General features: G+C 60.1%; 10 protein-coding genes and 4 pseudogenes. 8 read left to right on the forward strand and 6 right to left on the reverse strand.

The window, feature by feature from the left end:
• Positions 1 to 74: 74 nt before the first annotated feature.
• On the reverse strand, positions 75 to 608 hold the full coding sequence (locus tag NHAM_RS20230; protein WP_011512221.1) for a hypothetical protein: 534 nt from the start codon (positions 606 to 608) through the stop codon (positions 75 to 77).
• 89 nt (positions 609 to 697) lie between these two features.
• Between NHAM_RS20230 and NHAM_RS20235 the strand changes: the two genes are divergently transcribed.
• Positions 698 to 1,039 carry a hypothetical protein gene (locus tag NHAM_RS20235; protein ID WP_011512259.1) on the forward strand — a complete coding sequence of 114 codons (342 nt, stop codon included), beginning with the start codon at positions 698 to 700 and terminating at the stop codon, positions 1,037 to 1,039.
• A 426-nt stretch (positions 1,040 to 1,465) separates the two neighbouring features.
• Here the strand turns inward: NHAM_RS20235 and NHAM_RS28540 are convergent.
• A pseudogene (locus NHAM_RS28540) lies at positions 1,466 to 1,685 on the reverse strand (hypothetical protein); the annotation flags it as partial.
• Positions 1,686 to 1,804: 119 nt separating this feature from the next.
• On the opposite strand from NHAM_RS28540, the pseudogene NHAM_RS20245 reads away from it, so the two are divergent.
• The 5 genes and pseudogenes from NHAM_RS20245 to NHAM_RS25415 form a co-directional block, all read left to right on the forward strand.
• Positions 1,805 to 2,574: pseudogene (locus tag NHAM_RS20245) on the forward strand (GAF domain-containing protein); the annotation flags it as partial.
• Positions 2,575 to 2,797: 223 nt separating this feature from the next.
• Positions 2,798 to 3,551, forward strand: a pseudogene (locus NHAM_RS25405) (IS5 family transposase).
• Between the two features lie 87 nt (positions 3,552 to 3,638).
• Complete coding sequence (locus NHAM_RS20260; protein WP_011512261.1) at positions 3,639 to 4,667, forward strand: IS110 family transposase; 1,029 nt, start codon at positions 3,639 to 3,641, stop codon at positions 4,665 to 4,667.
• Between the two features lie 377 nt (positions 4,668 to 5,044).
• A complete protein-coding gene (locus tag NHAM_RS20265; RefSeq protein ID WP_011512262.1) occupies positions 5,045 to 5,560 on the forward strand; it encodes a thermonuclease family protein in 516 nt (171 codons plus the stop codon).
• Between the two features lie 789 nt (positions 5,561 to 6,349).
• Positions 6,350 to 6,502: an aa3-type cytochrome c oxidase subunit IV gene (locus NHAM_RS25415; RefSeq protein WP_011512264.1), complete on the forward strand. Its 153-nt coding sequence runs from the start codon at positions 6,350 to 6,352 to the stop codon at positions 6,500 to 6,502.
• Positions 6,503 to 6,866: 364 nt separating this feature from the next.
• On the opposite strand, the pseudogene NHAM_RS20270 reads toward NHAM_RS25415, so the two are convergent.
• Positions 6,867 to 7,070: pseudogene (locus tag NHAM_RS20270) on the reverse strand (transposase); the annotation flags it as partial.
• Positions 7,071 to 7,346: 276 nt separating this feature from the next.
• Here NHAM_RS20270 and NHAM_RS20275 point away from each other — a divergent pair.
• Positions 7,347 to 7,826, forward strand: coding sequence for a low affinity iron permease family protein (locus NHAM_RS20275; RefSeq protein ID WP_011512266.1), 480 nt, complete (start codon positions 7,347 to 7,349; stop codon positions 7,824 to 7,826).
• A gap of 1 nt (position 7,827) precedes the next feature.
• On the forward strand, positions 7,828 to 8,400 hold the full coding sequence (locus NHAM_RS24205) for a DUF1003 domain-containing protein (protein WP_011512267.1): 573 nt from the start codon (positions 7,828 to 7,830) through the stop codon (positions 8,398 to 8,400).
• Between the two features lie 185 nt (positions 8,401 to 8,585).
• On the opposite strand, the gene NHAM_RS20285 is transcribed toward NHAM_RS24205, so the two are convergent.
• From NHAM_RS20285 to NHAM_RS20305, 3 genes are all read right to left on the reverse strand, one after another.
• On the reverse strand, positions 8,586 to 9,410 hold the full coding sequence (locus tag NHAM_RS20285) for a beta-propeller fold lactonase family protein (RefSeq protein WP_011512268.1): 825 nt from the start codon (positions 9,408 to 9,410) through the stop codon (positions 8,586 to 8,588).
• Between the two features lie 959 nt (positions 9,411 to 10,369).
• Positions 10,370 to 11,235, reverse strand: a protein-coding gene (locus NHAM_RS25420) for an IS5 family transposase (RefSeq protein ID WP_086008333.1) whose coding sequence is annotated in 2 segments (ribosomal slippage) — positions 10,370 to 10,857 and positions 10,857 to 11,235 — 867 coding nt in all. Because the reading frame shifts where the segments join, the coding sequence is not laid out codon by codon here.
• Positions 11,211 to 12,284: a D-alanyl-D-alanine carboxypeptidase family protein gene (locus NHAM_RS20305; protein WP_245269957.1), complete on the reverse strand. Its 1,074-nt coding sequence runs from the start codon at positions 12,282 to 12,284 to the stop codon at positions 11,211 to 11,213. Before NHAM_RS20305 ends, NHAM_RS25420 begins: the two co-directional genes overlap by 25 nt.
• Positions 12,285 to 12,519 lie beyond the last annotated feature (235 nt).

Raw genomic sequence — 12,519 nt, forward strand, 5'->3', positions numbered from 1 at the left:
CAAGACCGCCTGCGGCGGCGGTTGCCCGGAGTCAAGCTCGAACGCAAATTAAGCATCGGGATAAAATAGAGCAGCTAGTTGTCGTGCGCCGCGATTAGGGCGTCGATATCCTCTTCGGTAAGCGCGGGACGGCTCAGCAGGGCCGCAGCGACGCGCTGGATCGCAGACCAGTTTTCCTGGACCAGATCGGCAGTCTTTTGGGTCGTATGGCTGAATAGGCGGCCGAACTCCTCTGTCTCGGGACCGTCCAACTCGACGTAGCTGCCCGGCACCGCCGGCTTGCCGTGCTGCCGCAAAACCAGCATCGCCAGGAGGCTGGTCGCGTTGGCGCGATCCACGCGCCAGCCACCGTCGCACGCGCGATTCTGGGCCGCGAGGGACATAGGACGATAGTGATGCTGGGCCTGCGGGCCGGCCAGCGCGACAATGGCGTACTTCTCCGGCGCCTCAAGGTCGTCCGGGGCGAGATGCGTCGCGCTGGACGTCGTCACTACGGCGCCGGCGCCGTCGAGTGCATCGAGGGTCGCGTAGCTTACCGGGATGTCCAGCACGCGCGCGATCACGGCGTGTCCGGCCTCGTGATGCGCGATGGTCTCTTTCTTCCCCACGACGACAAGCTCCGATAACATGCTGACCAAAGCGGCCGACCTGGCGCTCGAACGCCGGATCGGACTGACCTGACCTCGGAGGTTACCCGATGGCCAAGCGGAAGAAAGGTAGCAAGACGGTGCCGAAGGGCAAGGCGCCGCTCGGGGAGTTGGCCTTGCCCTACGAGGTCCCGGTGGGAAGCTTCATCTCGCCGGCGGATGTCGGGCGCTTCCGGCCCAGGCAGCAGCTTCAGCATGACTCATACCCGATCGATCGGGAGATAGCGCACATGACGGGCGCCAGTCCGCCGGACGCGGAGTCGCCGAGCAAGATGGCAATGCCGCCGGTAACAACCACGAGCGAGCAGTCTCAAGCTTCCATCAAGGCCGGGTCAAGTCTCAGGCTTCCAACAATGGCCGGTCACGGACACCGCCAAGCAAATGAAGCGTGACAACGAATTCCCAAGGGCGTCTTCAAAACGCCCGTCTCCGAGGAACTGCGGCAGCGAAGAAAACACAAAGGAAAAACCGCGGTCGGACAACGACCGCGGCTGCCGCTGCTAATTCGATCTTCGCCACATTCTTCGGCAGCGTGATCAATATGGGCATCGCTGCGATAAGCTGGGTTCAGTCCTGCTTTGCCTTTTCGTGACCAAGCAGATGATTTAAAGCACTTGCGGGCTATATGGATCGCTCACTGACGAGAAAGGAGAGCGGACCCGAGCATTTTGAGCGGGCGGCCATAGCGCGCCAGAACGAGCTCCTCGAAGAGGCGCGGGACGCGATGACACAGGACGGAGCGTTGTCGCGGCAGGCTTTATGGCGCAAGCAAACCAACTATTGCCCAGACCGGTCAAGACAGCGTTACAATGCCGGGTGTCCGGCTGACTATTCCAGGGATGGAGCTCGACGCCGGCACTTTGGGCCACCGCAGCAAGGCCTTCGATGCGGTCGACTGGACGTAGAGCTTGCGGTCTCCGCATACGAAAACTTCCTCAACCAGGTTGGAACCACCTTCATCGAGTGACGCTGGAAAAATCGCTGTCCCTCAATGCCCTCGGGCGCGCTGATGAGCGAGCACGGGCGTCGTTTAAGATGGTGCATCGTTCCGCCGGCCGAGAGCGAGTCGCGTAGGACGAGTTCGGAACCCGAAATCTCCACCATTATCGCATCGGCGTCGTGCTACGTTTCCGTAACCTCGATCGACGGAAGAATTCATGCGCGCTCCATCTGACAACGAGTCGATATCGGCCCCTGCCGTAGCGACCGGCGTCACCAGGCAAGAGCTTCCGTACCGCCTGCGGCAACAGTCCTTGTTGGGCGAGTTCGGCCGTTCCGCGTTGCAGACTCGCGACCTCGAGCAAATCCTTCAGCGCGCCGCAGAGCTCTGCGCCCAAGGTCTCGAAACCCCGTTCGCCAAAGTCCTGGAGTATCTGCCCGACGGCAAACGGCTACTGGTACGTGCCGGAATCGGCTGGGGATCAAGGGACGATCGGCCAAGTGTCGCTAGGCGTCGACCTGGAATCCCCTGCCGGTTACGCTTTCCAGACCGGACAAATGGTCATCTCCAACCACCTCCAGGAGGAAACGCGGTTTCGAACGCCAAAGCTCCTGTCGGATCACGGGATCCGGCGCGCAATCAACGTCCTGATCGCGCGCGGCGGCGAAGGCCGTCTGCCGTTCGGTGTCCTCGAGGTCGATAGTCCGGAGTCCGGCCAATTCGACGTTGCCGACGCGGACTTCCTTGCCGGCTTCGCCGGGCTACTTGGCATCGCCATTGAGCGCCAACATGCCGACGCCGATTCTCCGGGAAGCGCTCGAACACCAGGCCATGCTGACGCGAGAATCGAGCCACCGCGTCAAGAACAGCCTCGCATCGGTGGTGGGGCTGCTGCGCGTACAGAGTCGGAACGCGCCGTCGGAGGATGTGCGCGACGCCCTCGACGCCGCTGCTTCACGCATCACCACGATTGCCCAATGCGAAGAGATAAGCAGTGGCTCGATCTCGTGCCAAAACTGATCACCGCAAACAAAACCGAATTTTAAATGCGCAAGGATCGTGGATCACGCTAGAAAACATGAAGAGCCCGGAGTTGCTGCGGTATTGGCTAGATGACGTGGAAAGAGAGATGGATTAGTTACCGCGCCCATTAAATCTGTTGCGTGAGCGTTGGCGGGTTGATTCAATGGTGATGTCGGGAGGCATCGCCATGGCTGATCTTTTGCTGTTGTCGGAGGCGCAGATGCGCCGGATCGAACCGTATTTTCCGTTGTCGCACGGGATTGCGAGGGTTGACGATCGGCGGGTGATCAGCGGCATCATCTTCGTCATCAGAAACGGTCTGCGCTGGCGCGATGCGCCGCCCGGCTATGGTCCGCACAAGACGATCTATAACCGGTTCGTGCGCTGGAGCCGCCTCGGGTGTTCAACAAGATCTTCGCCGAACTGGCGCGCAAGGCCGGCAAGCCATCTCGCCTGATGATCGATGCCACGCATCTGAAGGCGCATCGCACCGCTGCCAGCCTTTTAAAAAAGGGCCTATTCCCCGACGTATCGGGCGCACAAAGGGCGGTCTGAACTCCAAGCTGCACGCCATATGCGATGGTCAGGGTCGCTCCCTCGTCATCTTGCTCAGCGAAGGCCAGATGAGCGATTATAAGGGCGCAGCCCTGATGATTGATGCGCTACCGTCCGCGAAGCAGTTGCTCGGCGACAAGGGCTATGACGCCGACTGGTTTCGCCGGGCTCTCGCCGAACGTGGCATCACGGCATGCATTCCGTCAAAATCAAACCGCAAAAAGCCGATCGAACATGACCACAAACTCTATCGTCACCGGCACAAGATCGAGAACATGTTCGGCAGGCTCAAGGACTGGCGGCGCATCCACACCCGCTACGATCGATGCGCCCACACCTTCATGTCGGCCATCTGTATCGCAGCGACCGTCATCTTCTGGCTCTGATCAATGAGTCCTGATGGGGTGGACGCCCCCTCGACGGCATCGATGTGCCAGAGTGGAAGGTGTTGATCACCACTGAAGGAGGCGTCCGTGACAGAGGTTAGCACGATCGGGTTGGATTTGGCGAAGATGGTCTTCCAGGTGCACGGTGCCGATGCGAGCGGCGCGGTCGTGTTCCGCAAGACACTTCGGCGCGCCAAGGTCCTCGAGTTCTTCCGCGATCTGCCACGTTGCGTCGTCGCGATGGAGGCGTGCGGCGGGGCGCATCATTGGGCTCGCGAGATCGGTCGGTTGGGACATGAGGTGCGGCTCGTCCCACCCATTTACGTCAAACCGTTCGTAAAGCGTCAGAAGAACGATGCGTCCGACGCGGAGGCGATCTGCGAGGCAGCGCAGCGTCCGACGATGCGCTTCGTCGCGGTGAAGAGCGAGTCGGCCCAGGCAAGCGCCGCAATCTTCCGCACGCGCGATCTACTGGTTCGCCAGCGAACGCAGCTGATTAACGCGGTGCGCGGGCAACTCACCGAGTATGGCCTAGTCGCCGCTAAGGGAACCGCGAACCTGCCGAGGCTGCTGGCATTGGTCGACGAGCCAGGCTCCGATCTGCCGCAGGCCACGCGTGCGATGCTCGATGTGCTGATCGGGATGGTAATGATGCTCGCGGAACAGATCAACGCGCTGGACCGCGAGATCGCCAGGCGCGCCAAGGAAGAAGATATGCCTTCGCGGTTGATGACGATACCGGGTGTCGGGCCGATCACTGCGACAGCCATCGCGGCTCTTGCTCCACCGGTGGAGACGTTCCGGAAAGGGCGCGACTTCGCCGCCTGGCTCGGCCTGACGCCGGTGCAACGATCCACCGGCGGTAAGCAGAAGCTCGGAGCCACATCCAAGATGGGCGAGCGGACCATACGCCGTCTGCTCATCATTGGTGCAGCGGCACTGGTTCGCCAGACAAGCCGACGCGAACCGCCGCCAGGATCATGGTTGGCGCGCATGCTCGCCCGAAAGCCACGCATGCTGGTTATCACCGCGCTCGCAAACAAGATGGCGCGAACTGTTTGGGCGCTGCTCGCGCACAACGAAGTTTACCGAGCTCCCGCTGTAGCCGCTACGTAAGCGATTAGAGCGTGAGGTTGTCGAAGGAGTAGAGGGCGAAGGCAAGTACGGCGCAACGGTCGACGAGACGGGATAGGCAAAACCAGATAGGGTCACTGTGCTTCGAAGCACGCAGTCCTGATATGGAGCCGGTCCGCGAACTCCCATACGGGCCCGCGGCGCATCATCGCCGCATCTTGAGGCCGGACAGATGGCAGCGTCCGACTAACTGCGTCAGAAAACCAAAATAGCCCTTGCTTCTCCCGGGGCGTCCACAGATGACCCTAGATTGCCGGGTAGCTGATCGTCCCGGCCATCGCCACGCACAAGCAAACCCGACGTCTCGATACTTTTCGCCATAGCTTTCACCGACATCGCGCACGCCGTCCGAGCCTGAGATGATACGCCAGACCCTGTTCGCAACTGCCCTGCTTGCGCTACCCACCCACGCCCAACCCCTGACAGGTCAAGCATCCGTCGTTGATGGCGACACGCTCGAAATTCACGGGCAGCGCATTCGCTTGTCGGGTATCGACGCGCCCGAATCTTCTCAACTCTGTCGCGGGGACGACAGCTTGCAATATCGCTGCGGTGCCAAGGCGGCGAATGAGCTTGACGAGCACATCGCGGGCAGGCCCGTAAGCTGCGAGGGCGTCGGCCGGGATCAGTATGGGCGGCTCGTCGCCGTCTGCTCTGTCAACGGCGCTGATCTGGGGGATTGGATCGTGCGAGCTGGGCTCGCCTTCGATTGGCCTAGGTATTCACGCGGCAAATACGCGGCGGCGCAAAAGGAAGCCGAACGAGCCGAACGTGGTGTTTGGGCTGGTAGCTACATCGTACCCTGGGCCTATCGGGCGTGCATTCGCAAGGGCGGTCGGCCTAGTGGGTGCTCGGATGAGGCGAACGCTCGATAAGAAATAAAGTGCACTGCCGTCGATCATTTTCAGAATTTCGTAACCCAGTTGCTTAACGCTCCCCTTCTCACAAGGGGCATTTGTCATGTGATGACAAGGTGAAAATCCGCTGCCCGGCCTGCACGCGTATTTTCAGAGAGAGAGCCAGTCGCGTCCGCGACGGCGCGGAGGTTAATTGCCTCAACTGCAACAAGCTAATTGTTCTGACCAAAGAGACGGACGACTCGTTTCTGCGCCGGGCGCTCAAAGCCGCACGCGAAATTAGAGCCGCAAAAGACGCGGCGGTCCACGCTGCGACATATAGCGGCGCGGCATCAGCCTCAAAGCGCGAAACGCCTTAACGACGTCAGGTGTCAGCCGTGCCGAACACTCCGGCCGCCTGCACAGTGCGTCGCCCATTTCCCCCTTCCCACATTAACCGCAGACGCTTCGCCAACGCACACCGATCGGCCCGATCTTGAACCGGTTGAACATCGTCCGGGTCGATCTATGAAAACGCTTTGCTCATGATTGAAAACGCATCAGGGCGATGATCCCTCCGTGATGCGCATTTACGAAGCCGCACGGGAGTTGATCGAAATGCACTTAAGGCCCGAATAGAAAATCTCGCCGAGTACCGTGCTCAAGGGCGCTCCAGAATAGTGTCTTTGCGCTACAGCAAAACATGCATTCTGCAGGTATGTATTCTTGGCTCGTCGAATGGCGGCGACCGCTGGCGCTCAGCTATATCTGTGTCACCGGTCACCGTCGTGAGAGACGCAAGATCAACCGTACCTTGGGAAACTTGACATGTCTGATCATAGCGGAATTGTGTATTCGACGGCGGAAGGAATGGATTATCCGGCGCATGAGAAGACGTATAAGTCCTTCGTCAAATTAGGAACGATCCTCGCAGCGACCGCCGCCATCGTTATCGCGTTGTTGGCGATTTGCCTTACCTGATTGTCCGGTCGCCGTTCCAAAGGCCGACAGAAATGCCGGCCTTTATCTTGCCGCGCCTAATCCGCGCTCCGCAGCCGTTTCATGGTAAACTCGATCTCGCCGCCGGGCAGCTCCGCTAGTTCTCGACCTTCGACATGTACGCCGCGAGGCCGGCCAGCGATCGATGAGCGCCCTCGCCGTCTGACGGGCTTGATCCATGGGCTGGGTGAAGGTCTCTCGGACTTGCTTCGGTCGCGATTTTTTATGCGATCTTTGTTGCCATTACGAACGCGGCCGACGCTGCCTACGCGGTATGTCCGGGATCAACATTCTTGGGCGTCTTTTTCTCGCGCTGAGGCGTCATTTTGGCGGGGTCCGGTTTTCCCAGGAACTCCTTCGACCAGCCATAATACATCGAGGCAGCGATACCCTCGCGGCGGCACAGCTCGGAGATGTTCTCCTCACCACGCAGTCCTTCCAGCACGATGCGGATTTTCTCTTCGGCCGAATACTGCCGACGCGCCTGGCGCCGGATGTCCTTCAGTACGTGCTCTGCGGGCGCTTTGCCCGGTCCGGATTTCTGCTTCATCTTCGCTCCTTACGGCTACGATGAACCAGAAATCCCTTCGTGAAGTCCCTCAATTTGTCTCAGGGGGCTGACGGGGAACAAGCTGGAACGCTTATCACCTCGCCGCGTTATCCATCGTCACAAAACATAGAGGCCGACATAGGTTTCGGTCGAGGTTGATGGGAATTCCACTTCCGATCATCCTTCTTCTGGCGCTGTTATGGCAACTGCAACCGGAAGCTCGCGGTGCCTTACGGCATCTCCAGCTCTCGGCTTTCTGCGTAGAAGGAAAGTGCGATGGCCGAGAAAGCCAAGCCGAAGAAAAAGGGAAGCGCCGCGGAGGAAAAGGGTGGTTTTGGCCGGGTCTTCGGTGATGTCGCCAACAAGACATCGCAGGCCGCAGGTCGGGCATCGACTTTTATCCTTGCCGCGGGTGTTGTTGCCGTCTGGGCGATAACTGGCCCATTGTTCGGCTTCTCCGATACCTGGCAGTTGGTCATTAACACAGGCACAACCATCGTTACGTTCTTGATGGTCTTTCTTATTCAGAACTCGCAAAACAGGGATGGCGCGGCCATTCAGGTGAAGCTTGATGAGCTCATCCGCGTCGGCGCTGCACACAACTCCCTTATCGGAATCGAGCATCTTACCGATGACGAACTCGAAGATCTCCGCACCAAGTGCGAAGCGCGCGCCGAGGCCGAGAGGGGTGGTGAGGAAACTGTGAAGGAAACCGGAAGAAAAGCGCGGAAGGCGGCCGTGCAGGCGGCCAACTAAGATGACGGCGCGCGGTTCGCAAAGCACGCGCGCGCCGTCACAAGCTCGTAATAACATTGAAGCCATTCTGCGCTTCGAAAAGGAGGACGAAAAAGAGCTCGCCCTTCATCACCGCATTTTTCATGCGATCGGGTGGTTCTTCGGGACCACCCATTTTCTCTCCGCCCAATGTCTTGCAGTTTGCCTTTGGATCGCGCTGAATAGCCTGGTCTCCTCTCATCAAGCCATCGACCCTTATCCTTTTCCGCTGCTGGCGACGTTTCTGTCGCTGGAGGTCGTGCTGTTGACCTCCTGCGTGCTGATGCGGCAAAACGCCATCGATCGTACCTCTGAAAGGCGCGATCATCTCGAGTTGCAAATCAATCTCCTGGCCGAGCAGGGCAACCGACTCATCGATCAATCTCCGCCGCGCCGCGCCTGTTCTGCCCATCGCGATCGGCCGACCAAGCTCGCCACTCCATTGACCGCTTCCCAACAGGCGGTCATCGCACCTCGGCAACAGACCGCCAGCGCCGAAATCCCCATAGCATCTGACGCGCCACCTCGCCCGACATCCCGCGGTTTCCTCCATTGAAGGTTTGCGTACGCCGGCCCCGGCGTGCGCCGCGCCACCATCGTGGGGCCGGCATCCGCAAACCTTCACATGTGCGGAGGTTGACGTGCGCATGGCACCTCTCGATCACTCGCTCTTTGACGTTCCCCTTGGAGACAAGAACACGTCGACGAAAGCCTTTTCGCCCCGGCTCTCCCCGCACCTGATCAGGGCGTGCTGCCGCGCATAGAGGCGGGATGGCCGGGAAGCTTGAGTGGTAAACCCACTGGCACCAGTTTGTTAGCGGCGAGCCGGTAAGTGGCCAGCTCCTGTTCGCCCAAATTGGCAATATACAGGAACTGTCCGTCGGGACTGAAGGCAATTCCTTCGGCCAAGGCGCCGACCTCAGTCTCGCCCAGCTTACGCACCTTCTTGCCGTCGGTCTTGAGAAGCACCGCAACCGCATGGTCGTGACGGAAAAAGGCCTTGTTTGGCACGGAGCCGCCGGAGCCATTGGTCAGGAGCGTCACGGCATAGGCGCCGGTCGGGCTTACCGCCAAACCTTCCGGCCCGTCCCCCACCACCACTTGGTCGACTTCACGCGGCGGATCGAGCGTCATGTCGATGACCGCCACCGTGCTCACCTGACCGTCGGCGACCCCGGCATTGCCGTCGTGATTGACCAGGCCGAGCCTGCCGTCTGCGGTGATCTGGACGTTGTACGGAAACACGCCAGTTAGCATGTCATAACCTTTGTAGGTCACCGTAGTACCATCGATATCGAGGAGGGCGACCTTGTTCGCCGTCGCCTTGGCCACCAGCGCGCACTTACCGTCGGGCGTGATGGCCACGGCGGATGGTTGCTGGCTCGGCGCGTCGGCAGGCGCGAGCGCCACCGTGCCGACGACGGCGACGGTCTTTCCGGAAATCGACAAGACGCTCACGCTGTTGTCCGCACGATTGACAACCAGGGCCAAATTTCCCGCGCGATTGATCGCCATGCCTGAAGGTTGCTTGCCGGTTTGGATGCCCGGGGCTGCCGATTTACGCATCGCCGCTCAACATTTGGAGTAAGCGATATCAATGCTTTGTAGAGACATTAGGGGACGTACTTTGCCCGGCGCCGCACTGCATTGCAGCCGTGGGCAAAGTTGGTCCCCTAATCGGGGCAAAGAAAGTAGGTCCCCTAGTTCGACGCCGCGGCGCTGAGTGAAAAATAAGAGAGGTTGGGGGCGAGCTTCAGCTCGCCCCCAACCTGGCGACACCGTGTTCGGCAAAACGGTCGAACACCGAACCCTGCACTCGATCCGGACGCTCTCGAAGGAAACCGGGCTACATCGGAAACGTCTCCGGAAGCTTCTCGGGGCGTCTGGAGCGCTCTCCCAGAACGCAGCTGATCTCGCGGAGGGAAATTGCCTGTTCGATGCTGAGAACGGCTCCCTGACGGCGAGAGAGGCCTCGGCAGCCACGATCTCTGTCCGCAAGGCCGGCCAATATCTCGACGCGCCCCGCGTGCAGCGGGATATACTCTACAGGTCCGGCCTGATCATTCCTCGGCTCCGCGCCGCCGATCACGGCGCCGCCCGCTGCAGCGGCTTACGGGGAGGTTCCAATTTGGCAGCACGCTGCTGCCAAATTTCCTTGGGGCCCCAACCAGCTTCTTCTCGATAAAATTGGAGATCTGGCTCTAAGAAATTGGTACGCGGATGCTGCCGCCGAGGCCGGCTGGAAGCGAAGTGTCCTTCAGCATTAAATCGAAACCCGCCTGCACGAACGCCAAGGTAAGGCAATTACCAATTTCGACCGAACGCTGCCCGCCGAGAGCAAAGGGCTGCGTCGGAGCTCTTCAAGGATCCCTACTTTCTGGACTTCGTTGACGCAGACGGCATCGTTCACGAATGGCATCTCGAACGTGCCTTATCCCAAGCCACTCAGCTTGCTTTCAGCTTTGAAGCAGCTGCAGTTCTCGGGCTCTTCGCGGGGCCTGAGAGCCGATCCAAGAAGATTGGATTCAAGAGCATTGGGTTGAGCGTGTGAGGCGCCTGAGCATGACGCGGATCATGGCGAGGCGGACGAAGGCTGCGACGGTCCTGGTGTAGCGCTCAAAATCGCGCATCAGGCGACGATTGCGGCTGATCCAGGCGAAAGTCCGTTCGACGATCCAGCGCTTGGGCAGCACGACGAAGCGATGGAGATCGGAACGCTTGACGATCTCGATCTTCCAGCGTCCCGTCGCGGCGACAGTCTTCGCCATTTTTGGTCCCTGATAGCTGCCATCGGCGAAAATCCGATCGACGAAGGGAAAGCGCCGCCGCGCTCGGCGTAGCAGGTCATGCGCGCCGTCGCGGTCCTGAATATCGGCGGCATGGACGCTCACGCCGAGCAAGAGGCCGAGTGTGTCGACGAGGATGTGACGCTTGCGGCCCGTGATCTCAGCGCAACGTCTTCGTTGTCGCTCCTTGCCCGCATCAAAGCCCTGCGGGTCGAGTGCAGAGCCCCTTTTTGCGCTGCCTTGCTGCTTTGGGCGTCGATGATTGCAACGGTGGGACTCGCCTCGCGTCCGGCTGCTTCGCGTGTCGCTACATAGAGTGTATCGTGAATACGATCCAACGTGCCGTCCCAATCCCATAACATGAAGTAGAAATGCGCCGTGCTCTTGGGCGGCAGGTCTTTCGGCATCGCCTTCCATTGGCAGCCGGTCGACAGCACATAGAAGATCGCGTTCAACACCTCGCGGACGTCGACCGAACGGCGGCGTCCGCCTCGTCGCGCCGGCGGGATCATTGCAGCAACAAGCACCCACTCCGCATCACTCAAATCACTGGGATAGCGCTGGCTGCGCCGGTCAGCCGTCAGACGGTGTTCAGGCTTCCACATCGTGTGCTCCTGTCACGGATCGCTCCAGGACATCGAATCACAACCGACTCATCTGACTCAAGTTCTTCCTGGATCGGCTCTGAGGGCTCGCGAGCGGCAGCGCCCTTCACCTTCTTCACGTCGATCTTCTTCATGTCCGCCGCCGCCTGTTGGGCGCCGTGGTTGTGCTTCGCGTATTCCTGGCCGTCGACCGGTGCGACATGCGCCGGGTCCCTGCCGAGATACGGGCGTCCGATTCCGAACTCCTTCCCATGCGTATCAATCCACTGCCAGAGCTTTACCGAGGAAGCAAATCGCCGGTCACGCGTGCCGCCCTCGACACTCACAACATCGGCCGCGAGCCCATGCCCATAGCCACCGCGCAAGCTGCCGCCATGATACGATCGGTTATTCGCCGCCTTGAGGCCGCTTGCAATCGACTGGCGGTAGTCGTCACGGAATCCGCTGGTAATGCCGGGCGAAAGGCCCGCCGCCTGCGCCGCATGAAGCATATGAAACAATTTCAGCTTGAAGCTCCGGTCCATGCCGCCGATCACATAGTCAATCATCGGCATGCCGGCATGTTCCGCTGCCTTCGGATCCTTCCACCCGAAATCTTGATCGACAAGCTTGGTGACGGCTCTGGACACATTCACCATCTTGCCCTTTTGCTTGACGGCGACGTCCCTCCATTCAAGCGTCTTGATGGCGTCTTCCTTGGGCGTGCGTTGATAAAGCGCCCACAGATACCGATCGATGCAGACGTCCATGATCAGGCACTCGTCGACAATCTCGATGGAGGTCGTGGCTTTGGCGGTGTCGACAGGTTCGACATCCGACGGATTCACGCTTGCGACTTGCACCGGCGCTGGTTCGATTGGCGGCGCATCCGACGCATGGGCCGGGGCCGTTTCAACTACCGGCTCCGGCATATGCAGAACGATCGGTGCGTGGGCGACATCTTTGGTGAGTGGCACCGCGCCCGTGGTCTGGAGTCCTTCCGACCTCGTCGCGAGTAGGCCGACAATTCCGATCGCGAAAACGACGGACAGCAACACGGGCGTTGGCATTGTCGAGAGTCGCCGCGGGTTCATCATTCCAGCCTCATTGGAACTGGATTGCACAGCCGAGCATTGACACGATGATTGTTCTGACAAGGAATGCGCCGCAACTGAGCAGGCCGTGCCCGTTTGCCTGAAGTGTTGCCTGTGCGCTCGCTGTCCGTTTGGTGCCATTTCAGCTGTGAGCATGCTTGTTCCTCGCGAGTCGGATATCTGAGGTTGGTCACGGCAGCGGACACGCGCT

Source organism: Nitrobacter hamburgensis X14 (genome assembly GCF_000013885.1).
Taxonomy (GTDB): domain Bacteria; phylum Pseudomonadota; class Alphaproteobacteria; order Rhizobiales; family Xanthobacteraceae; genus Nitrobacter; species Nitrobacter hamburgensis.